Raw genomic sequence first — 22,371 nt, 5'->3', positions numbered from 1 at the left:
CTCTTGTACCCCCTAAGAAAAATAATGATGTTCATCAAAGGTACGCACGAAACGACGCTTTGGATTTATTCGATTCTAGAAATTTTTTTGGGGTTTTCAAGCGAATTCATTTTTGATAAAACGGGAGGTAAGAAGAGGAGAAATTTTGCGGGAGGGACAAGTATGGACCTGCAAAATGAAGAGATGACCAGGCAGTTGCGTGAGATGTGCAACGGTTCCGTCCGCGCATTTGATGCGTTTTATGCCTGTTATTCTCCTTTTGTCATGCAGGTGGCCGGCCGTCTGGTTGGGGAGCGGATGGAGGCCGAGGATATTTGCCATGAGGTGTTTTTGGAGGTGCTGCGGCGGGGGCAAGACTATGACCCGTCGCGCGGGTCAATCAAAGCCTGGCTGGCGGTGATGACCCGCAGCCGCAGTCTGGACCGATTGCGGCGCAAAGCGCGGCTGAAGTATCCGGGCGATGAGGCGCTGCGCCGGGATGCGGTGGACGAAGACAGCTCCGGCGAGAATCAAGTCTTGTCCCGGCTGGAACGGGAAGCGCTCCGCACAGCGATCTACGCGCTGCCGGAGACGCAGAAGAAGGCGATTATGGGCTCTTATTTCGCCTTGCAAACTCAACGCGAAATGGCGGAAGCCTGGAGCGTTCCGATTGGCACCGTAAAGTCTTGGGTACGTTACGGGCTGAACAATTTGCGCAAGCAGCTGGAGAAGCAAGGTTGGGGAGAACCGCTGGAAGGAGGGAATGAGCATGAACGGGCAAGACAGCGATAAGGTTCGCAACATCGGTGGGCCAGGCAACGAGAACGTCTGCATTCGGATGTACACCGAGCAGGAGTGGATTGATTGGTTGCTGGGAACGCTGGAGGAACCGCGGCACTCTGAAATGGCGTTTCACCTGGATAGCTGCACGGTCTGCCTGGAGCAGAAAACGTATTGGGAGAGCGTCCTGGGGATCGACGGCGAGGACGGTTCATTGCCGGGGCAGCTGAAGAAAACGGAGCAACCGGGGACGAAGGTGCAGCCAGAGCAAATGGAGCTGCCGGAACTGCCGGGGAGACCGGCTGTTGGCAACCGGGAGCTTACTCCAAACCTGGCGGCTGCCCCAGGACCGTCGCAGCCTCAACTGCATCAGCAGGCCGTTTCTCCTTCCGCGCAGCGCTTGGACCCGTGGGCGGGCGCTACCCCTTCCGAGCGGATACGGCGCAGCCTGCGGAGTCGGGTAAGATGGATCAGCTGGCGACGCCGAGCGTTACGGCTGTTCACCGTTCGTTGGAAGTGGACGGTGTCGCTGGCGGCCGCGCTGATCGTACTGGTCGGCATGAGGGTTGTCATCGATCACCTGAACCAACCCGAAGCCAGCTGGGACCGCTATGTGCAAACCTACGAGCCTGAAGCGCTGCCGGTCCTGTCGAAGCCGGACACGATCTCTTATCCAATCGCCATGGGCCGCATGGAGCCGGAGAACGGCATGGTGTGGTACAATGCAGGTACCCGAGAGGTGCTGATGCTGGTCGGCGGGCTCGTTCCGGATAAAGGGCAGATGGTCCGCGTATGGATCGTGAAGGAAGGGGCGCGCGACAGCTTAGGGTTGCTGCAATACCACAACAACCGGGCGCATCTCTACGTCAAGGACAAGACGCTGAGTTATGGAGACAGCCTAGAGCTGACGATTGAACCCGCTTATGGCGCGCCGGAGATGAACGGGTTTTCTAATTCGATCTCGTTGGATTTGTTGGGGCGATAGTGCCAAGCAAAGCGAGATTTGGGAGGTTTCCTAAATTTCGCTTTTTTACGCGAGAGTTGCAGGATATGGCGAGCGGGGCACGACTCGTAAAACTAAGGCGAGCGGCTCGGCAGGAGGGAGACATTTCGATATGGATCGGCTTGAGTTTATCGGCACCGGGGATGCGATGGGCGTTCCTAGAGTGTATTGTGATTGCGAGGTGTGCGGGGAAGCGCGTAGCTCCGGTGTGAACCGGAGGTATCGCGCTCTGGTGGCGGTGGAAGGTGAAGAGGGCGGCTTCCTAATCGATTGCGGACCGGATTGGCGGTCCGGGTTGGAGCGGCGAGGGCAGCGTTTTGCGGAGCAAATTCTGATCACGCACGCCCATTTCGACCATATTGGCGGACTGCCCGAATGGGCCGATGCCTGCCGCTGGCTGGGTAGACGGGGACAATTGTATGCGCCGCAGGAGGTGTTGGACACGATCCTTCGCCAGTTCCCTTGGCTGGGCAGCCATTTAGATCTGCATGCCGTTGGCGCGGAGGGCACTCGCCTAGCCCGGTGGCAGATTTCCGCGTGGAAGGTCTTCCACGGCAAAAACGGCTTTTCGTACGCCTATCGATTAGAGAAAGATGGCTTCACCTGGGCTTACTGCTCGGATTCCATCGCCTTGCCAGAGGATCAAAAGCAGCCGTTGTTTGGCCTTGATCTGCTGGTGCTGGGCACAAGCTTTTATCACGAAACCGCCGAATTTACGACCCGGTCGGTGTATGACGTGAAGGAGGCACTGGAGCTGTTGAACGAGATTCGGCCGACGCGGACGGTATTCACGCATCTGTCGCATGACATCGATCTGCGACGCGATTATGGACTGCCAGAGGGAGTGGAGTTTGCAGTGACGGGAATGCAAATGTCGCTGCAGAAGGGGAAGTAAAGGCTAAGGGGCTCCGAGGGGATTTCCAAAGGATTTTCAAGGAGATGTCCGAGGGATTTACGAGCAGATGTACAGCTGTGTTCCAACGGATGCACCGGCGGATGTACGGCTTCGTTTCCCAGCGAATGTCCTAGCGGATGTCTGAACTTCGTTGCCAACCGTTGTCCAAGCAGATGTCTGAACTTCGTTGCCAACCGTTGTCCAAGCAGATGTCTGAGCTCCGTTTCCAGCGGGCATGATAATGTATGCGAAAATTCGAATACATTTCACCCACGTGGGGTCATTTTGACCAAATGTATATGAAATTTCATGCTTATTCACCCCATTTTGACGCAAATGCCCTGAATCTATATGAAAAACCGAATAGATTTCGAGTTTTGGGCGTTTAACAGCAAATTATATTCGAAATTTCAGCTATATTAAAAAAAAAAACTAACTGGAAGGATCCAGTTAGTTTTTTGCATTCAGCACAAACTTCTCGATGACATGCTTCACGCCGTCTTCATTGTTGCTTAACGTGACATAGTCGGCGATTTCCTTCAGCGCTGGGATGGCATTACCCATCGCCACGCCTAGGCCGGCGGCTTCGAGCATCTCATGGTCGTTCCAGGAGTCGCCGATAGCGATCGTTTCTGATAAGTCGCAACCAAAATGGGCGGCCAGGAAGCGCAGAGCATGGCCCTTGGTGCCTTCCTCATGCATGATTTCCAGGAAGTTCGGCTTCGACTTGGTGATATGAACGCCGTCCCCGAGCAGCTCGCGCAGCTCCGGCGCGATTTGGTCCAGGTAATCGGGTTCGTCGATGATCAGCATTTTTGGCGTTGGCTGGGCGACCAGCTTGGCAAAATCCGGCTCCACATAATATTGCGTCCGGTTCAGCTTGGTGTAGTCGATCAGCTTCTGGTTCTCCTCGCGGGCGTACAGCTTATCGTCAATGTACGTTTGCAGGTGCAGGTTGCGCTCGATGCAGTATTCGAACAGCTTGCGCGCTGCTTCCATGGGGACGTAACGCTCGTAGAGCACCTTTTCGTCCATCAGGTTTTTGACCAGTGCGCCTTGGTACGTAATAATCGGTACGTTAAGTCCCGTTTGACGGGCGATCGCTTGAGCAGATGCGTAAGCGCGGCCGGTAGCCAGTGAGACGACGACGCCCTTGGCCACCGCTTGCTCCAACGCCTGCTGTGTTGCAGGGGTGACCTCTTTGTCATCATTAATTAAAGTATCATCAATATCGATGGCAATCAGTTTATACATGGTTTCTCTCCTTTAAGGAAGATCTCTCTATCCAACCGATTCGGGGGATTCAGATTCAACTCCACCCGATTTCAATTCCGCGAGCAGCATGCCTCCCAGAATACATAGACAGCCAAGCCCAGTGGCCCAGCCTAATTGCTCGCCGCCAAAAAGCACGCCGGTCGCTGCAGCAAAAACCGGTTCCATGGCGAAGATGACCGCGACCCGGGAAGGACTGGTGAATTTCTGGCATACTGTCTGGATCCAAAACGCAAATGCACTGGTGGGCCCGATGGAAACGAGCAGCGCAAGCCATACTTCCGGCTGCATCAGTTGACCGGCTGTTTCGCTCCAGGAAGCGGTGCGCTCGAACATCAGCGAACCCGCCGCACTGAGGACACCCACGACCGCCATCTGCAGCGAAGCTAAGGGCAAGGCCGGATAACGGGGGGCAAATACGCCGGTATAGGCGACGTGCAGACCGAAACCAACCGCGCACAAAAACACGAGCGCATCCCCCAGGTTCAAGACGAGGCCGGAACTGCCGGCGAACGCCAGCAGGTAAAGCCCGGCGGCAGCCAGAATTGCGCTAATCCAGGTGAAACGCGAAATTTGATGTTTTAACAGCCAAAAGGACAAAAAAGGCACGATAACAACAGACAATCCGGTAATAAAACCGGCGTTTGAGGTTGAGGTATACAGCAAGCCAACCGTTTGAAACGTATAGCCTAAAAACAGGAATAACCCTAGCAGCGCAGCATGCCCCATCATGCGCCAGGACAATTGCTTCCATTCTTGCCGGTAGAACACGCTAATGATCAAAGCGAGCAGCAGCGCTGCCCCGATAAAACGGATGCCGTTAAAAGCCAGGGGCGGGAGCACCCGGACCGCATGCTGAACGATCAGAAAGGTGCAGCCCCACATGAACGCCACGAACAACAGTGCCAAATCCGCCAGGCGGGTGCGGTTCGCGGCAGGCTTATGCATAAAAGTAGAAGCCGGATGCTCGTCAATCTTCAAGGAAAATCAACCCGATGAATTCGTCCAGTTCAACGTTGCCGAAATAGTGCTTCACGTCAACGCCGGCGAGCGCATCCCGTACAGCCGAATCCTCATATTTTACGCCTCTCAGCTTGTCCTCGATATCGGCTACGTCGCCGACACCAAAGAAATCGCCGTAAATCTTAATGTTCTGAATATGTCCGTCCTTGATGTTCATGCGCAGATCGATAATGCCGACGGGGAATTTTTTCGCGTGCTTCACATTGCTCTCCGGCGACAAACCATAGTTCCAATCCCAGTTCTTGTAGCGTTGCTCGGAAATTTCATGGATTTTTGCCCAATCCGCTTCCGTCAGCTTATATTGAGGCACTTCGTGCGGTTCCATGCCAAAAATATGCCGCAGCAGCTCAGCGCGGAACTCCTCGATCGTCATTTTGCGATCCAGGAAGTCGATGATGTTGGCCACCCGGCTGCGCACGGATTTGGTGCTCTTCGATTTGAATTTTTCCGGATTGGCGTTCAGCGCGGCCTGTACGTTGTTGAGGTTCAGATTAAACATCAGCGTACCGTGGCTAAACATGCGGCCCCGCGTAGCAAATTGGGCGTTGCCCGAAATCTTCTTCTCCCCAACCTGAAGATCGTTGCGTCCGGTCATCTCCGCATTCACGCCAAGGGATTTGAGCGCAGCGACCACCGGCTCGGTAAACTTGCGGAAGTTATGGAACGACTCGCCGTCATCCTTGGTGATGAAGCTGAAATTCAGGTTCCCCAGGTCGTGGTACACCGCACCGCCGCCGGAAAGCCGACGGACGACTTGTACGCCGTTCTCCTTAACGTATTCCTGATTGATCTCCTCGATGGTGTTCTGATGCTTGCCGATAATGATGGAAGGTGCGTTGATATAAAACAGCAAATAGCTGTCGTCCTCCAGCGGCAAATGTCTTAAGGCATATTCTTCGATGGCCAAATTGACGGACGCATCGGTAATGCCTTCGTTATCGATAAACAGCATGGTTCTCCATCCTCCTATTTTGCGGCCGGCCGCCTGATTCTCAGGCCCCGGGATGTAGTCATACACGCATACGATTTTATTGTAAACCAATTGGTGTCGAAACCAAAGGGGGAGCAGCGTTTTTTGCCGGAAAAGAACGCAAAGTTCTTCCTTGTTGACGGAAAAAGACGGGACACCGATAATGGGGACACCTGAACTTTTTGGAAAGAAAAGAGGAATCGCTCGATGGAGTTAGAGATTTTTGGCCACGGCGGCGATCTGGTGACGGCTTCGGTCCGGTACGGCGTGGCGGCAGGGGAATGGACGGATTTTAGCGCGAACATCAATCCGCTGGGGCCACCTCCTGGACTGCTGGATGCGCTGCGCGAGGCGTTGCCCGGCATCGTGCGGTATCCGGATCCCGGGCACCGCGGGCTGGTCAAGCAGTTGGCTGAGCACCTTCAAGTCGAGGAGGAAATGCTGGTCATTGGCAACGGGGCGGCGGAAAATATGGCACTGGCGCTGCTGGGACTTACTCCGGAGAAGGTTGGGGTGGTGGAGCCTTGCTTTTCCGAATACCGTACGCTTTCGGAGCAGTTTGGTGCCCAGGTGCAGTTGGTATTTGGAACGGAAGCGCGGGCGTTTAAGGCCGCGCCGGAGGTGGTGGAGGACCTGATTCGAGAGACGGATTTGGCGTTTATCGGTCAGCCCAACAATCCCAATGGAGTGCAATACAGCTTGGACGAACTGCGGCGGTTTGCGGCGGCCGGAGAGCGGTACGGCACGTATGTGGTTGTCGACGAAGCGTTTATCGACTTTATTCCGGAACCGAAACGCCGCACGTTGCTGCCGGAGCTTCGGGATTATCCGCATCTCATCTTGATCCGGTCGATGACGAAGTTTTATGCGATTCCGGGCCTCAGGCTCGGTTACGCGATCGCGCATCCGGAGACGGCCCAGCGCATGCGGGACAAGCAGGTGACCTGGAGCGTCAACTCGTTGGCACTGCTGGCGGGGGAGTATTGCTTGAGGGCGGATGCTTCGTATGAGCAGGCGACAATCGAGTTGGTGAAGCGACAGCGTGACCTTCTGATGGGTGAGCTGACGCGTCTCGGGTGTCAAACCTGGCCGGGCGAAGCGAACTTCCTGCTCGTGCGGCTGCCGGAGCCGTGGACGGCCGAAACGATGCAAACGGCGCTTGGGCGGCGCGGGGTGCTGGTGCGCAGCTGCGCGATGTATCCGGGGCTGACGAAGCGGGATATCCGGCTGGCGGTGAAGGATGAGCCGGCCTGCAGCAAGCTGCTGCGGGAGTTGGAAGCAATCATGCGCGGCTAAAGGACGGGTAAGCGTTCGATGTTGTGCTATTGAACTTAAGTGTATTAAAAGTTGTTGTTGGTAGACTTTCATGTTGGGAGGAAGGGAAGGATGACGATGGGAATGCCTTTTATGGCGGCCCGTCCGGGCGAAGTGTATGAATCCAAGGTATGGCCCGGCTTAAAGCTGGAATATGGGGAGCGGCATTTGCTGCTGGAGGCGCCGGAGGAGATGGACGGACTGAGCAGCGCAGTCTATGGCGGTGGATCTGGCCGGCTGCGCCGGATGGTCAACATCTACGTAGACCGCCAATACCGCTGCGACGATCCGGCGCGGGACATTGCGGAGTTGCTGGAGCAATGGGGATACCCGGCCGAGGGGACAGCGGGGCTGCTGACGGCGGTCCCGATGCGCTACGCCGCGGTGGCGGAGGAACGCGGCGAGGATTTCGCCGTCTTCTGCTGCGCGACGGCGGGGGCGTCGAACGCCGCGCGGGCGGGCGTTCGGCGGACGACGTTCCCGGCCTCATGGACGCCGGGAACGATTAATGTGCTGCTGGCCGTGGATGGGCGGCTGACGCCGGCGGCGATGGTCAACGCCGTAATGACGGCGACGGAGGCCAAGACGGCCGCGCTGGGCGATCTCGGCGTGCAAGACGCCGAGAACGGGCTTGCGGCCACCGGCACCACGACCGACGCGGTCGCGCTTGGCGTGAGTCAGCGGGCCGACTGGCCGCTGCTGCACGCTTACGCGGGCACCGCGACGGACCTGGGCGGCACGGTGGGCCGCCTGGTGTACGCCGCCGTAGGCGAGTCGCTGCGCGCTGCGGCCGCAGGCGCGGGGGCGCGCCGATGATGGCGGCGTGGTGGGTGGTGCCGGTCGCGTATGCGCTCGACCGGCTGCTCGGCGATCCGCGCTGGCTCCCCCATCCGGTGGTGGGGATGGGCAAGGCGATCGCCGCGCTTGAGGCGGCCATCCGCCGCCTCGTCCCGCCCCGCCGCTACCGCGCGGCGGGGGTGCTGCTGCCGCTGGTCGTAGCCGGCGGCAGCTTTGCCCTGACCTGGGCGCTGCTGCGCCTGCTCGCCCAGGTCAGCCCGTGGCTGGCGGCCGCGGTGGAGGCCGCCCTCATCTGGACGACGATCGCCGCCAAAGGCTTGCGGGAAGCGGGCATGGACGTGGCCGGCCACCTGCTGCGCGGTGACCTGCCCGCCGCCCGCCGTGCGCTTGGCATGATCGTCGGACGCGACACGGCGCACCTGGATGCGCCGGAGATCACGCGCGGCGCCGTCGAGACCGTCGCCGAGAACATCGTCGACGCGGTGGTGTCGCCGCTCGTTTTTGCGCTGCTGGGCGGTGCCCCGCTGGCGATGGCGTACCGGGCGGTCAACACCCTCGATTCGATGGTCGGCTACAAGAACGACAAATACATCGATCTCGGCTGGGCCTCCGCCCGGCTGGACGACATCGCCAATTTCATCCCCGCCCGGCTGACGGCGCTATTGCTGTTCGCCGCGGCCTGGGCTTTGCGGCTGGATGCCCGCGGCGCGCGGCGAGCGGTACGCCGCGATGCCCCCAAGCATCCGAGCCCGAACAGCGGCTACCCGGAGGCCGCGGTGGCCGGGGCGCTGGGCGTGCGGCTCGGCGGAGAAAATTCCTACCACGGCGTCGTATCGTTCCGCGCTTATATGGGGGAGAAAACCCGCGAGCTGGTGCCCGAGGACGTAGCCAGCACGGCCCGCTTGATGTTCTGGGCCGCCAATGCCACGGTGATCCTGGGAACGGGGATCTGGATTGCGGTCACCGGGAATTGGGGTTGGATATAGTCGGAATCGTGGGCACGCAGGGGAGGTGGAAAGAGGATGAATGTGGAATGGTGGCTGGTTCGCCACGGCCTTACAGCATGGAACACGGAACGCCGATATCAAGGCCACAGCGATCCCCCGTTGCTGCCGGGAGAAGCGTCGGGTTTAACCGAACTGCGCCGGGAACTGGAAGGGGTAAACTTTGCAGCGGTGTATGCCAGCGATTTGCGGCGCTGTTTGGAAACGTTGGCTTGGGCCCGTCCCGATCTACTGGACAAGGTGCACATCGACCCCCGGCTGCGGGAAATGAACTTTGGCCAGTGGGAAGGCCAAACCTATGAGATGCTCAAGGATGACGAGAGGTACCGAGCCTGGATCGATGACCCGCAGGCGATAACGCCGCCCGGCGGCGAATCGTGGCAGGCTTTTCAATCGCGCGTATCGGAGGTATGCCGGGATCTGCTGGAGCGTTCTGGAGCTGTGAAGGGGACGGTCTCGGGCCCCCTAAGCCGGGCCAGCGACCAACCCGCGGAGCCTCTTTCGCTAGGGCTGGCGCCGCAACCCTCAGCATCAGCGCAAGAACCTTTGCGCCTGCTGATCGTCACCCACGGCGGCGTTATGTCGTTGCTTTGTTCGCTGCTGCAGCCCGGCCTGGGGTTCTGGGATACCCATGTTGGGCCGGGCGGGATTCAACGTTTGTATTTTCAAGGGCAAGAAGAATCAGAAGGGGGGAAAGGAAGTTGAAGCTAAGTCTGCTGGATTTCGTTCCAAGGCTTCCGGGCTATTCGGCGGAGGAGGCGCTCGAACAGGCGATCCGTTTGGCCCGGGAGGCGGAAGCGCTGGGCTATCACCGCTACTGGACGTCGGAGCATCACGGGATGGAAGGACTGGCCAGCGCGGCCCCTGAGGTACTGCTGTCCGCCATTGGAGCGGCGACCCGCCGGATTCGTCTTGGGTCTGGCGCTGTATTGCTACCGCATTACAGTCCGCTGAAGGTTGCGGAAAGCTTCCGGCTGCTGTCGGCCCTGTATCCGGGGCGTGTCGACCTCGGCATCGGGAGAGCTCCCGGCGGTGAGGCGCACGTGACGATGGCTTTAAGCGGCAATTTTCTGGAACGGGTCGGCCGCTATCCGCAGCTGGCCAAGGATCTGGCTGACTTGCTAGCGGATAATTACCGCTACGACGATCATCCGGTGATCGCCCGGCCGATTCCGCGGCTTCCGCTGGAGTTGTGGATGCTGGGCACCAATGTCAAGAGCGCAGGGTACGCAGCCGAGCTCGGAACGGGGTACGTTTTTGGCCAGTTTATGAGCGACAGTAACGGAGCAGAGATCCTGCGGTCGTACCGTGAAGCCTTCCGCCCCTCCGTTCACCTGGCCAAGCCGTCGACGATCCTGGCGGTGGGTCTCATCTGCGCGGAGACCGAAGCGCATGCAAAGACACTGGCGGCGAAGACGACGGAAGGGTTCCGCGATCGCGGCGGGGCGCCTTTTCAATGGTTTGCCGGGACAGCCTTGCAAGCCCGCGAGTATTTGCAGGACCTGCAAAACCAGTGCAGGAACGACGAGTTCCTGATCGTATCCCCCATCCCCGATTACGAGGAGCGGCTTCATTCCTATCGGCTACTGGCTGAGTTAGGTATATAATCCCGAGAAGCGGTCGCTCAACCCACTCCAAGCCGATCCAACATAACGATATACAAGTTCCCCTTGGCAACCAAGATATAGGCTAGGGGGCTTTTTTTTTCCTGGGGAAGGAAACAGGGGAACATCTACACACCTAAAAAAAACCTACCGGATATCCAAAGTCCACGCCTTGTTGAAAGCGCTTAAAGGCATAATAATGGGTTTATCCTAAACACAGGGGGTATGATCCAATGGTCAATCAGAAGCTATGGAAGAGAACTTCCGCAATCGCTTTAACCGCCGTATTGGCGCTGAGCCTGTCGGCATGTGGAGGCGGCGGTGCGAAGAATAATGCGGCGGCGAATGAGCCTGCCGGAAACGGGGGGAAGAGCGGGAGTGGAGAGAAGATCACCATCACGTTCCAGAACATCTATCCGGACCCGGCTACTCCGTCCTATAAAACGATCCATGCACTGGTGGAAGAGTATGAAGCAGCACATCCCAATATCCACATCGAGCTCGACACGCTGAATACCGACCAGCAAAAGATCAAGCTCAAAACGCAAGCGGCATCCAAAGAGGTTCCGGACATCACGATCGTGAACCCGGCCGCGCAAATGAAACCGTTCGTGGACGCCGGCCTGCTGGCACCGCTGAACGACATGCTGGACCAAAACGGGCTGAAAGACACGTACCAAGAGGGTCTGCTTGATTATTACAGCTTCGACGGCAACGTTTATGCGCTGCCAGACGGGAACAACATCGAGGTCGTTTACTATAACAAGGAACTGTTCGAGCAAGCCGGCATCACGAAAGTACCGGAAACGTTCGACGAATTCCTGGCTGACGTGAAAATTTTCAAAGAAAAAGGCATCACGCCGCTGGCGATCGGGGAGAAAGATTCTTGGACCGGTTCGTTCCTGTTCATGAACATCCTGCTTCGCACCAACGGCGGCCCAGGCTTCCTGCAAGACGTCATGGATGGCAAGAAAACGTTCGAAGATCCGGCCTTCATCGAAGCCGTTGACAAGTTCCAAGAGCTGGTGCAAGCCGGTGCATTCCCGGACGGCGCAACCTCCATTGACGCTACGGCAGGCGGCAACATCTTCAAATCCGGCCAAGCCGCCATGTGGGTGATCGGTTCCTGGGAAACCGGGGCCATCGACGCTTCGTCCGTTGCAGGCAAAGTTGGTGCGTTCCCGTTCCCGACGGTGGGCGGCAAAGGGGATCCCAACGAGTTCATGCTGGCGCCGGGCAGCGCGTTTGCGGTATCGGCGAATAGCGAGCACTTGCAAGAAACGAAGGACTTCCTGAACTTCTTTACGCTGAACTTCCCGAAGAAGCAATTTGAGAACAAAAACGCTGTCGGCCTTGGCCAAAAAGTTGACGGCGACCTGAAAGCGGCCGGTTACTCCGACTTGGCCATCGAAGTCGCCGAATTGTTCAACAAAGTGAAGGGCGGCGACCTGGCGTTCGACAATACGATGAACCCGGCAACGGCGCAAGTCCACCTCAGCAGCATCCAGAACCTGTTCGTGCAGAAAGTGGATTCCGCTCAAGTGGCCAAAGAGCATCAAACCGCCTATGAAGCCAACAAGCAGTAATTCCATTAGCCAATAACCATACCTGATCTTCTAAAAAAAGTTACCTTTCCATCGATGCGAAGTAGCCCTTGTAAGCATTCGTGCTAGAGCGCTTCTTCGCATCGCATTTCTATTGGGGGGCGGAGAGATGAAAGTACTGAAGGTGCCCGCACGCACAATAGCCGTCTTCGTATTGCCTTGTCTGTTGTTGTATGTGTGCTTGGTGTTTGTTCCGATACTCGTATCGTTTGGGACCAGCCTGCTCAACTGGGACGGGATCACCACCCCGAAGTTCACGGGACTGTCCAATTTCCGAGATATGTTCTGGAACGATCCGGTCTTCTGGCCGTCGGTCCGGAGAACGCTGCTTTATGCGGTAGCCTCCATGCTGGAGATTCCGCTTTGCTTGTTTTTTGCGATTTTGCTTAGCCGTTATTTGAAAAAGGGGAACACGCTGGCGTCGATCTATTTTACGCCGGTCATTTTATCGGTTGTGATCATCGGACAACTCTGGAAAACGATCTATAACCCGACCTCGATGGGCGGCATGCTGAACGGCGTGCTTATCGCCCTGGGTCTGGACAGCTGGACGCATAACTGGCTGACCGAGCCGAAAATCGCGATGTACAGTCTGTATTTCGTGTCGCTGTGGCAGTATTTCGGCTATCATTTGTTGATTCAATATACCGGGGTGCAGAACATTCCGGACGAGATTTATGAAGCTGCAAAAATCGACGGGGCAGAAGGGTTCAAAGCAGACCGCTACATCACAATGCCGCTGATCGTCCCGATCTTTAAAATATCGATCGTCCTGGCGTTTATCGGCTCGTTGCAAGCGTTCGACCTCGTCATGGTGATGACCGCAGGCGGACCGGCGCATGCCACCGACGTCATCTCCACGCATATGTACAACAGCTCGTTCCTGTCCTTGAAATACGGGTACGGCAGCGCGATTGCCACGTTCCTGGTTCTGTTGTGCCTCACATGCACGGCGATCATCAACTCCATCTTCAACAAGCTTGAGCGCAAATACAGCTAGCAAAGGAGGCGAGGTTCATGCGAAAAATCAAAAAAGGAATCGTATACCTGCTGTTTGCGATTCCGGTGGTTACCCAGCTGTACCCGCTGTTGTGGCTGCTGCTGTATTCTTTGAAGACGAATGAGGAGATCATGGGCGGAAGCTTCTTCGCCTTGCCGAAAGAACTGCAGTGGCACAACTACAAAGACGCTTACGAGTCCGGGAGCTATTTGAAATATTTATCGAACAGCGTGATCGTTACCGGCATCACGATGATCTGCGTCATCCTGCTCAGCTCGATGGTGGCGTATGCCATTTCGCGGTTCCGCTGGCGGTATGGGAACATGGTCATGACCATCTTTTTGATGGGGATGATGATTCCGATGCAGGCTACGCTGCTGCCGTTGATGGTGATTTTTAAAAATGTCGATATTCTAAATACGCATCTGTCGCTGATTTTGCCGTATATCGCTTTTTCCACCCCGATCTCCGTCTTTATCCTCAGCGGGTTTATGAAGAGCATCCCGGCGGAAATCGAGGAATCGGCGTTTATCGACGGAGCGAGCATTTATCGGATTTTCCGCAGCATTATTTTGCCGGTGTCCGTCCCGCCAATGATGACGGTTTGTATTTTAACCTTTATCACGATTTGGAACGAATACATCTTGGCCGCCACGTTCATTTCGTCGGAGAGACTGAAGACGCTGCCGTTTGGGGTATATACATTCGTCAGCCAATATTCTGTAAACTACGGAGCCATCGGCGCTTTCCTTGTGATGGGGGCGCTACCGGTCATTTTGATCTATTTCTTCCTGTCGAACCAAATTACGAAAGGAATGGTAGCCGGAGCAGTAAAAGGGTAAAGATTGCGCTTGCAAAATAAGGACGCCATCTTATAATGAAGGAGCAGCAGGACACGGGGTTGGGAGGGAGAAAACAGTTGCGAAACAGCTTTCATTCCATAAACCATCGGTTGTTTTTGCTGTTTCTTTTTTGTATGTCGGGCATTTTGCTGATCGTCAGCGTGCTCTACTACAGCCGGACGACTGAGCAATATCACGAGAAAATTAGTGACCTATCGCAGAAAAACGTAGCTCAAACCGTCGGGCTGTTTAGCCTGCTTTATGAAGGGTACGACAGCTTGTCGAAGTCGATCACCAACAATTTTGAAATGATCCGCCTGCTGAACGAAAAAACCGACGAGCCGGCGGTTGCCTATATTAACGAACAATCGATTACGAACATTATCGGGGCGATCTTTTACTCGCGTGATGATTTGGTGGGCATTCACGTTATCACCAACCGGGGGAAGATCTACAATTACGGCAACTCGATGAATGTGCTGGATCCGTCCTATCCCCAGGAAGACTGGTATCGCCAGCTCCGCGATTCGTCCGGGAAATTGGTATGGTTAGGCGTCTATTCCCACTCGCTGATCGATTTAGCCGAGGACAGCCCGGTGTTTGCCTTTGGCCGGCAAATTTTTGATTTGAACGAGCACAAACCGATTGGCGTCGTGCTTTACGAGGTGAACCCGGGGCCGGTGCTGGATGCTTTGGATAATCTCAAGCTGGGCGAGCATAGCGAGGTCTATCTCGTCAATCAGCAAGGCCAAGTTGTCTCCTCGTTGACCGAACCGGCACCGATGCTGGACGACCTCCCGAAGCTGGATGCAGCCCGCAACTTGGTTGTAGAGCAGGAGGGTTCGGGGATCACGGTGGCGTCCCGTCTGCCTTTTTCCGACTGGTCGGTGGTCAGCGTGACTCCCCGGCAGGATTTGAATGTAGAGTTATTGGAAACGAAGCGGTATTTGCTGATCGTCATTTCGATCCTGATCATCGTCTCCGCCGTCGTCGCCAGCATTGTGTCGCGGACAATTGCCAATCCGCTGAAGAAGCTGATCCGCGAGATGCGACAGGTGGAAATAGGGAACTTCCGCGGGATGGTGAACGTCTCCTCCTACCAGGAGATTAATATTCTGGTCGCCTCGTTTAACCGGATGGTCAGCCGGATTGAGGAGCTGATTGAGCGGGTGAAGATCTCCTCGGTCAGTGAGAAGAACGCCGAGCTGCATGCGCTGCAGTCGCAGGTGAATCCGCATTTTTTGTATAACACGCTGGATATGATTTATTGGATGCTGGATGAGAAGGAGAACGACCGGTTAGGCGAGCTCGTCTTATCGCTGTCATCGATGTTCCGCTACAGCAGCGAGTGGAAGGACGGAGCGAAGGTTACGCTGCGCGAAGAGCTGGAGCAGATCAACCATTATTTGACGATTATCTTGATTCGGCTGGAGGGCCGGCTTCGGGTGGAGAAATCGATCGATGAACGGTGGCTGGACATTCGTCTGCCGAAAATGACCGTTCAGCCGATTATCGAAAACGCGGTGAAATATGGGCTGGAATCGCTCAAACGCCAAGGTGTGCTTAAGTTATATACCCAAGAGGTTGGAGATGTGCTGAAAATCGTGGTGGAGGATAACGGCAACGGGATGACGGCCGAGCGGCTAGCTTGGTTGAAGCAGTCGATCAACTGCCCGATCCCGAAGGTATCCGGCACGGGCAGCAGCGGCATTGGGCTGCAAAATCTGCACCGCCGCCTTCAACATATGTTCGGCGAACGTTATGGTCTGGAGATCGAAAGCATTCCTGATCAAGGAACCAAGGTGGCCGTCGTGCTGCCGCTTCCGATGGAGGGGGACGTTGCCACATGAATATTTTGATTGCCGATGACGAACGGGCGATTCGCGAGGGCATTAAGCGAACGATTAAGCGGATTTATCCGGAGTACGGGGTGGAACTGGCCGAAGGGGCTGAGGAAGCGGCGAAGCTGATGGGTGAGAAGCGATTCGACATCGTGCTGACCGATATTTTGATGCCGGGAATGAACGGCCTGGAATTCATGCGTATTTTCAAACGCAGATTTCCCCGGGTGAAGTGGGTGGTCATCTCCGCGCACAGCGAATTCGCCTACGCCCAGGAGGCGGTGCGGCTGGGAGCTCGCGATTATCTGCTGAAGCCGATCGGGAAGACGCGCCTGCAGGAAATTATCAGTACCCTGGCCACGGAGGTCCGTGAAGAAAGCGAGCTGACGAAGGAAGAGGAGCTGTTAAAAGCTAATCTGAAATATTTGCGCGAGGGCGTATTTCAGCGATTGGCGTCGGGGCTGGATATCGGGAACCTGGATTTGACGCCGTTTATGGAGGACTATCAAAGCTTTTATTTGATGATGGTTCAGATGGATGCCGGGGACAAAAGCGTGCGGCTGGAGCATTTTATCGTTGAAAACGTGTTGTCCGAGCTGATCGAGCGCCATGGCCGGGGGTTTGTTGTCAGCTATGACCGCCAAAGCCTGCTGGGACTGATCACGCCGCGGGAGCCGGAGCGAATCGAACGGTTTCAGGAGGAAGTGAAGGCGCATTTGAAGCACTATTTGAAGGTGCCTTTTCAAATCGTGCATTCAGGCTTAAACAACGATTTCAAGTCGGTGCCGCAGGTGGTCATGCGCATGAAACAGGCTTCCGATTCGCCGGTTGCCTTGCTGGATCCGCCGAAGGGCAGCGGGGAGAAAGCGATCGAAGTTGCCCTCCAATATATCAAGGAGCACTACAATGAGGAGCTTTCTTTGGAAAAGGTCGCTTCCGTCGTCTTCCTGAACCCGGCGTATTTCAGCCAGCTGTTTAAGCAGAAGGTGGGACTCGGCTACAAGGAATACGTAACCTCGCTCCGTCTGGAGCAAGCGAAGCAGCTGCTGCTGAACCCGAAGCTGAAGATCGCGGAGATTGCGGAATACCTCGGGTATCAGGACATCCGCCATTTCGCGCAGATGTTCCGCAAGAAGTATCAAGTCACGCCGAATGAATACCGGCAGCAGCAGAATATTAACATCTTGCTGGCCAGCAGCGGCAAGCGGAGTAAGTAGGGAAGAGCGTTCTGTTCTGGTGTACAATGGGAGAATGAACGAATAGACGAGAGAGGATGCCGCAAGATTGCACCCAAGATATAGGATGGTATGGGTTGTTCAAAGAGGAATGTGACGTGTTGTGTTACATTCCTCTTTCTTATTTACAGAATTCCGTCGATTATTTGCACCCAACTTCGGAATGCCTAAATTTTTCCTTTCTATACCTTTAGTCCTATTCTATAATGTTAGCAAAATTTACATATCAGGGGTGGGAGTATGAATCGGAACGAAAGGTTGGGAAGAATCGCTGCTTGGCTTAGTGTCGGCTTCACGGCGGTCCTGGCTGTTTGTGCGTTATGGGCAAAGACGCCATGGTATATCCCCTGCCTTGTGCTATTTACTTTGCTCAGCTTGGGGTCTTCGTTGTTCTTTGGAACCGGCCTGCGGGCAGCACTGGGAGGCGGGGCGCTGGCGGGCAAGCGTTCTCCTTCGGGGACAGGTGAATCCCAGCGGGAGGAAACCGATTGGACGGCAGTATTCAATGAGTCGCTAGTGGCGGCGGATCGACTGCAGGCGGCGGTTGGCGAAGTGAGCGAGAGCCTCGAGCAGCTGCAACGATTAGCCGATACTGCAGCGGCCGAGGATCTGAAGCTCAAGCAAAGCAGCGAACGTTCGCTGGAACAGGTGCAGGAGAGCCTGGCGGCAATGGAAGAGGTGGCGGCCTCGGCCTCCCAAATCCATGACGCAGCGGGGCATTTGCTTACCCGCAGCGAAAACACTCGAGCCGAGGCCATGCGTATGGCGGGAGCGCTCGAAACCGTAGACGGCACCATTCGTTCTTTGGCGCAATCCCAAGAGTCGATCGTGGGGCCGATGGAGGATCTGGAGGGGAACACCCGGAAGCTGGGCGCATTGTATCGGAGCTTGGAGGAGATCGCGGCAGAGGTCGCGTTGCTGGCGCTGAATGCGTCGATCGAGGCGGCTCGTTTGGGCGAGCAGGGGAAAGGTTTCGATGTCGTCGCCGTGCGCATGCGCCAGTTGGCGGATCAAAGCACCAGGGCGATCAACTCCTCCGCCCCGTTGTTCCAGCAAATCTCGGCGGATGTCGAGCGTGTGAAGTCCACGCTGATAGAGGGACGTGACTCGGCCCTGGAAGGAATTTCGCTGATGAAGCGAATGGGGGAGGACATCCGGTTCATTGCGGATGAAGTGGCAGAAGTGAACGGGCTGGTTGCCGAGGCGGGACAGCGAAGCCGGGAACAAGCCGAGCTGACGCGGAATATGGAGGCGATGCTAAGCGAGGTGCATGAGGCTCTCAATCGGAGCATCACCCATGTGGAGGGAGCGCTGGCTCGGATGGAATCGGAGCGAGAGCATATTTCCAAGCTGCAGACGGTGGTCGTGGGCTTGGATCGGGCCCAGGGCGAACTGATGGTATCATTGAACTCCGTCCATTCCGGGGCGGATCCGGCTGCCGGTGGCGAAGACGCGGTGGCCCTTGGTCAAGCCTATGCCCGGAAGCTGCTGGAGGCAGCCGAACAGCCGTGTTTCCGCATGCTGGAGCCGGCTAGTCACCGGGCTGCACTGGAGCAGCTGTTAGCCGCAGAGCCTGGTCTAGAAGCGGCCTGGTCGAACCGCAAGGACGGCTCTTTTATCGTATCCATTCCGGAAGCCGGCTTGCTTAACGCCAAAGGACGGGACTGGTTCCGCCAGGCGATTGCCGGAGAGACGGTCGTCTCCGAAGTGTATATCTCCGCGATCACCAAGCGGCGTTGCATGACGCTGGCCGTGCCGATTGTCCGGGAAGGTGAAGTCATTGGTGTCCTGGGAGCCGATTTGTCTTTAGAACGGGGCTAAACAAAGGAATAACGGATTAGTTATTGTCAGTCCTCCGCTTTTCCCCTATAATCCAATAGAGAAGAAAGCCTTAAGACAAGCGTACAATTTGTGCCCGTAGGTCCTGGAGCAACGGTGAAGCATGCCGTACCGCTTCGGGTTAAAAGGGAAGCCGGTGCAAATCCGGCACGGTCCCGCCACTGTAAACAGGGACGAGCTCATGATGCCACTGTCGCCCGCGAAGGGAGATGGGAAGGCGAGTTTTCGTCGAGACCTGGAAGTCAGGAGACCTGCCACGGGAATTCAAGACGGTCCTTCGAGGAAAGGATAACGTTCTGCCAAGAGCATCATGGCTTGGCGCTGCCATCGTGGAGTCTCTCCGCTTTGCGTGCGCACAGCATGACTTTGTAGACGTAACCCCATCCGCTAGGATTGGGGTTTTTTCTTTGTGCCGGTAGAGGGTTAGCCGGACTTCTTCGCCGCCGGCTGCACAACGTACCGCTGGAACACAAGGCGTTTCTTTATTTACTGAAAAATAAAGCAAGGGGAGATCTGGAGATGAAAAACTGGAGAAGACTAGGAAGCCTGTGGCTGCTGGCGTTGCTGCTGGTGCTTGCGGCCTGCGGTAACAATAACGCCGTCACCCCGGGGACAGGGAACACAGTGGACGCTGCACAACCGACGCAAAACGCTGGAACGAACGCGGCGGCGGACAATTCGGCGGCACAAGAGACGACTTACCCTTATACCGTCACTGATTCTACCGGTAAAGAGTTTACGTTTGAAGCCGCGCCGGAACGTATCGTCTCGCTGGCGCCTTCGGAGACGGAAACGCTGTTTGCACTGGGACTGGACGAGCAAGTCGCTGGCGTATCCGACCTGGATGATTATCCTGAAGCGGTGAAGGACAAACCGCGGATGGGCGGGTTCCAGGTGAATGTCGAGGCAATCGTGGCGGCGCAGCCGGACCTAATTCTTGCGGCGAGCCTGATCGATGAAGCAACGGTCAAAAACTTGACGGATATGGGATATAAAGTGTTCCAGTCCAATCCGAAGACGATCAACGAAGTAATGGAGCATATTCGGACGATCGGCGAAATTACCAACCATCAGGCTGAAGCTGCTGAAGTGGTCGGCAAGATGAAGGAAGAGGTCCAAACGGTAACCGATGCGGTAGCTTCGCTAAGTGAAGACCAGAAGAAGAAGGTCTACATCGAGTTTTCTCCGGGATGGACGGTTGGCAAAGGCGAATTCATGGATGAGATGATCACGTTAGCTGGCGGCATCAACGTTGCTTCCGATGTCAAGGGATGGTCCGAGATCAATGAGGAACAAATTATCCAAGCGAACCCGGACGTCATTTTATACGCGAAAAGCGTTGTTGACGAAAATAACAAGACGTTAGCGGACATCATCAAAGGCCGTTCAGGCTGGGACCAAATTACGGCCGTGAAGGAGAACCGCATTATCGCTCTGGACGATAACCTGCTGAGCCGTACGGGCCCTCGCGTCACGCAAGGGCTGATTGAAGTGGCCAAGGCGGTTCACCCGGATTTGATCCAGCCATGAAGCGCGGCAAATTCGCCGGATACGGAGTCATCGGGCTCTTGCTCCTGGTTGTGACGCTGCTGCTCTGCATCGGCATCGGCTCCGTTTATGTGCCTGCTGGAGAAATCGCGGCGATCTTGCTGCACAGGCTCCCGGGGTTAGACCGCCTGATCACGCCGGATTGGACGACGGCAGCCGAGCAAATCGTCGTCCAGGTCCGGTTGCCTCGCGTGCTGCTTGGGATGCTGGTCGGCGCTTCGCTCGCCGTAGCGGGCGCCGGCTTCCAAGGGGTGCTGCGCAACCCGCTGGCGGATCCGTTTACACTGGGCGTATCGTCAGGTTCGGCAATCGGTGCGGCGGTGCTGATCTTTTTCGGATGGCAGTTTTCCCTGTTTGGGATCTTTACGCTTCCGATGGTTGCGTTCCTGGCGGGGGCGGTTACGTTATGGATCGTGATCTGGCTGGCTAGAGAGAACGGACGGCTGCCGATTGAAAGTCTGGTTTTGTCCGGCGTCGTGATGCAATCGTTCCTAGGGGCTGTTGTCTCCTTTTTAACGGCAATGTCGAAGAAAACCATTAATGAAATTTACTATTGGACGATGGGCAGTTTAAGCTTGCGCGGATGGTCGTATACGGCCATCCTTTTGCCGTATTTGCTGCTGGGAGCCTTATTCCTTTGGAGCCGGGCTAAACATTTGAACCTGCTGACTTTAGGTGAACGTCAAGCCTCCCATTCCGGGATGGCCGTAGAACGAACCAAACTAGCTGTGTTGCTCGTTGCTACACTGATGACGGCGGCTGCGGTATCCGTGTCAGGGGTAATCGGATTCGTAGGCCTGGTCGTTCCGCATATGATCCGTCTGATCACCGGCCCGGATTATCGGCTGATCATTCCTTTGTCGGCGCTGGGCGGCGGGATATTTATGATGTGGAGCGACTTGGCGGCTCGCTCGCTGCTGGCTCCAACGGAGGTCCCGCTGGGCATCGTCACCGCCTTTGTGGGGGCGCCTTTCTTTGGGTATCTGTTGTATCGGAAGAAGAAACAGAGGGAGGAGGAGCTGCGTTGATCAAGGTGTCTGGGGTTGCCAAGGCGTTTGGCCGGCTGGAGGTGCTTCACGGTGTGGACTGGCAGGTTGGCTCCGGTGAGTTTTGGGGCTTGATTGGACCCAACGGCAGCGGCAAAACAACCTTGCTCAACTTGATCTCCGGCGTGGAGAAGCCGGATGCCGGCGAGATTGCGTTGAGCGGACGACCGCTTTCGTCGTATTCGCGCAAGGAGCTGTCGCGCAAGGTCGCCGTCCTTCAGCAGGACGGGCTTCCGGCTGTGGCTTTTACGGTGCGTGAAGTGGTGGAAATGGGGCGGTTCGCCCATCAGGATTGGCGCGGCAAGGAGATCGGCGGGGCGAAGGCAGGCGAACGCCTCATTGATGGAATTATGGAACGTCTCGACCTGAAGGAGCTGGAGCATCGTCCGCTGAGTGCGCTTAGCGGGGGGCAACGCCAGCGGGTAGCACTTGGGAAGGTGATGGCTCAGCAGCCCGAGCTGGTGCTGCTCGATGAACCAACAACCTATTTGGATTTGCGTTACCAGATGCAATTTATGGAGCTGGTGGCCGAATGGCAGCGCGATGCCGGACTTACCGTCGTTTCAGTGATGCATGATTTGAATTTGGCTGCCTTGTTTTGCAGCCATCTCTTGGTGATGAGCGGCGGGCAAATTGTGGCGCAAGGCGCGCCGGACGGCATTTTGTCACCGGAGCTGGTTGAAACCGTATTTGGAGTTCAGGCCCACCAAGTGGTTCATCCGGATTCGGACGTTCCGCAGCTATTGCTGCGCCGGGCAAGTTTAGGTTAAGGGT

The 22,371-nt window shown here is 56.3% G+C and carries 20 protein-coding genes and 1 riboswitch; of the genes, 17 read left to right on the top strand and 3 right to left on the bottom strand.

Annotation, left to right across the window (positions count from 1 at the left end; all coding sequences use genetic code 11):
• The first annotated feature begins 162 nt into the window (after positions 1-162).
• The 3 genes from ACL02P_RS11220 to ACL02P_RS11210 all read left to right on the top strand — a co-directional run bounded on the left by ACL02P_RS11220 (position 163) and on the right by ACL02P_RS11210 (position 2,657).
• Entirely contained in the window at positions 163-771 is a 609-nt protein-coding gene (locus ACL02P_RS11220; protein ID WP_036645957.1) for an RNA polymerase sigma factor, read from the top strand.
• Positions 749-1,744, top strand: a complete 996-nt coding sequence (locus ACL02P_RS11215) for an anti-sigma factor (protein ID WP_412837256.1) — start codon at positions 749-751, stop codon at positions 1,742-1,744. The genes ACL02P_RS11220 and ACL02P_RS11215 overlap by 23 nt, the downstream gene beginning before the upstream one ends.
• 130 nt (positions 1,745-1,874) lie before the next feature.
• A complete protein-coding gene (locus ACL02P_RS11210) occupies positions 1,875-2,657 on the top strand; it encodes an MBL fold metallo-hydrolase (RefSeq protein WP_260069847.1) in 783 nt (260 codons plus the stop codon).
• 450 nt (positions 2,658-3,107) lie between these two features.
• Here the strand turns inward: ACL02P_RS11210 and ACL02P_RS11205 are convergent, their stop codons facing one another.
• From ACL02P_RS11205 to ACL02P_RS11195, 3 genes are read right to left on the bottom strand one after another with little or no spacing between them, the layout of a single operon-like run.
• Positions 3,108-3,911 (bottom strand): Cof-type HAD-IIB family hydrolase, encoded by an 804-nt coding sequence (locus tag ACL02P_RS11205; protein WP_412837255.1) that lies wholly within the window; start codon positions 3,909-3,911, stop codon positions 3,108-3,110.
• A 27-nt stretch (positions 3,912-3,938) separates the two neighbouring features.
• Positions 3,939-4,910, bottom strand: coding sequence for a DMT family transporter (locus ACL02P_RS11200; RefSeq protein WP_412837254.1), 972 nt, complete (start codon positions 4,908-4,910; stop codon positions 3,939-3,941).
• Positions 4,900-5,904, bottom strand: a complete 1,005-nt coding sequence (locus ACL02P_RS11195; protein WP_412837253.1) for a lipoate--protein ligase — start codon at positions 5,902-5,904, stop codon at positions 4,900-4,902. Before ACL02P_RS11195 ends, ACL02P_RS11200 begins: the two co-directional genes overlap by 11 nt.
• Before the next feature lie 225 nt (positions 5,905-6,129).
• On the opposite strand from ACL02P_RS11195, the gene ACL02P_RS11190 reads away from it, so the two are divergent.
• The 14 genes from ACL02P_RS11190 to ACL02P_RS11125 all read left to right on the top strand — a co-directional run bounded on the left by ACL02P_RS11190 (position 6,130) and on the right by ACL02P_RS11125 (position 22,367).
• Complete coding sequence (locus tag ACL02P_RS11190; protein WP_412837252.1) at positions 6,130-7,218, top strand: pyridoxal phosphate-dependent aminotransferase; 1,089 nt, start codon at positions 6,130-6,132, stop codon at positions 7,216-7,218.
• Positions 7,219-7,308: 90 nt separating this feature from the next.
• Entirely contained in the window at positions 7,309-8,052 is a 744-nt protein-coding gene (locus tag ACL02P_RS11185; RefSeq protein WP_339301750.1) for an adenosylcobinamide amidohydrolase, read from the top strand.
• Positions 8,052-9,020, top strand: coding sequence for an adenosylcobinamide-phosphate synthase CbiB (gene cbiB / locus ACL02P_RS11180; RefSeq protein ID WP_323079038.1), 969 nt, complete (start codon positions 8,052-8,054; stop codon positions 9,018-9,020). The genes ACL02P_RS11185 and cbiB overlap by 1 nt, the downstream gene beginning before the upstream one ends.
• Before the next feature lie 36 nt (positions 9,021-9,056).
• On the top strand, positions 9,057-9,743 hold the full coding sequence (locus tag ACL02P_RS11175) for a histidine phosphatase family protein (RefSeq protein WP_009226048.1): 687 nt from the start codon (positions 9,057-9,059) through the stop codon (positions 9,741-9,743).
• A complete protein-coding gene (locus ACL02P_RS11170; protein WP_157273485.1) occupies positions 9,740-10,645 on the top strand; it encodes an MsnO8 family LLM class oxidoreductase in 906 nt (301 codons plus the stop codon). The genes ACL02P_RS11175 and ACL02P_RS11170 overlap by 4 nt, the downstream gene beginning before the upstream one ends.
• A 230-nt stretch (positions 10,646-10,875) precedes the next feature.
• Positions 10,876-12,228: an extracellular solute-binding protein gene (locus ACL02P_RS11165; protein ID WP_260069843.1), complete on the top strand. Its 1,353-nt coding sequence runs from the start codon at positions 10,876-10,878 to the stop codon at positions 12,226-12,228.
• 127 nt (positions 12,229-12,355) lie between these two features.
• Positions 12,356-13,246, top strand: coding sequence for a carbohydrate ABC transporter permease (locus ACL02P_RS11160; protein WP_016313056.1), 891 nt, complete (start codon positions 12,356-12,358; stop codon positions 13,244-13,246).
• Between the two features lie 17 nt (positions 13,247-13,263).
• Complete coding sequence (locus ACL02P_RS11155; RefSeq protein ID WP_009226052.1) at positions 13,264-14,088, top strand: carbohydrate ABC transporter permease; 825 nt, start codon at positions 13,264-13,266, stop codon at positions 14,086-14,088.
• Positions 14,089-14,165: 77 nt separating this feature from the next.
• Positions 14,166-15,938, top strand: coding sequence for a sensor histidine kinase (locus ACL02P_RS11150; protein WP_412837251.1), 1,773 nt, complete (start codon positions 14,166-14,168; stop codon positions 15,936-15,938).
• Positions 15,935-17,146: a response regulator gene (locus tag ACL02P_RS11145; RefSeq protein ID WP_009226054.1), complete on the top strand. Its 1,212-nt coding sequence runs from the start codon at positions 15,935-15,937 to the stop codon at positions 17,144-17,146. Before ACL02P_RS11150 ends, ACL02P_RS11145 begins: the two co-directional genes overlap by 4 nt.
• Positions 17,147-17,404: 258 nt before the next feature.
• Positions 17,405-18,985 carry a methyl-accepting chemotaxis protein gene (locus ACL02P_RS11140; protein WP_412837250.1) on the top strand — a complete coding sequence of 527 codons (1,581 nt, stop codon included), beginning with the start codon at positions 17,405-17,407 and terminating at the stop codon, positions 18,983-18,985.
• Positions 18,986-19,092: 107 nt separating this feature from the next.
• Positions 19,093-19,277: riboswitch (cobalamin riboswitch) on the top strand.
• Between the two features lie 245 nt (positions 19,278-19,522).
• Positions 19,523-20,533 carry an ABC transporter substrate-binding protein gene (locus ACL02P_RS11135; protein WP_412837249.1) on the top strand — a complete coding sequence of 337 codons (1,011 nt, stop codon included), beginning with the start codon at positions 19,523-19,525 and terminating at the stop codon, positions 20,531-20,533.
• Entirely contained in the window at positions 20,530-21,579 is a 1,050-nt protein-coding gene (locus ACL02P_RS11130) for a FecCD family ABC transporter permease (protein ID WP_028538549.1), read from the top strand. The genes ACL02P_RS11135 and ACL02P_RS11130 overlap by 4 nt, the downstream gene beginning before the upstream one ends.
• Positions 21,576-22,367 (top strand): ABC transporter ATP-binding protein, encoded by a 792-nt coding sequence (locus ACL02P_RS11125; protein WP_036645964.1) that lies wholly within the window; start codon positions 21,576-21,578, stop codon positions 22,365-22,367. Before ACL02P_RS11130 ends, ACL02P_RS11125 begins: the two co-directional genes overlap by 4 nt.
• The last annotated feature ends 4 nt before the right edge of the window (positions 22,368-22,371 follow it).

This window comes from Paenibacillus sp. MB22_1 (genome assembly GCF_047200555.1).
In the GTDB taxonomy this organism is placed as follows: Bacteria; Bacillota; Bacilli; order Paenibacillales; family Paenibacillaceae; genus Fontibacillus; species Fontibacillus phoenicis.
Note: the sequence above shows the minus strand (reverse complement) of the source record. Positions and strands in the feature narration are given on the sequence as shown.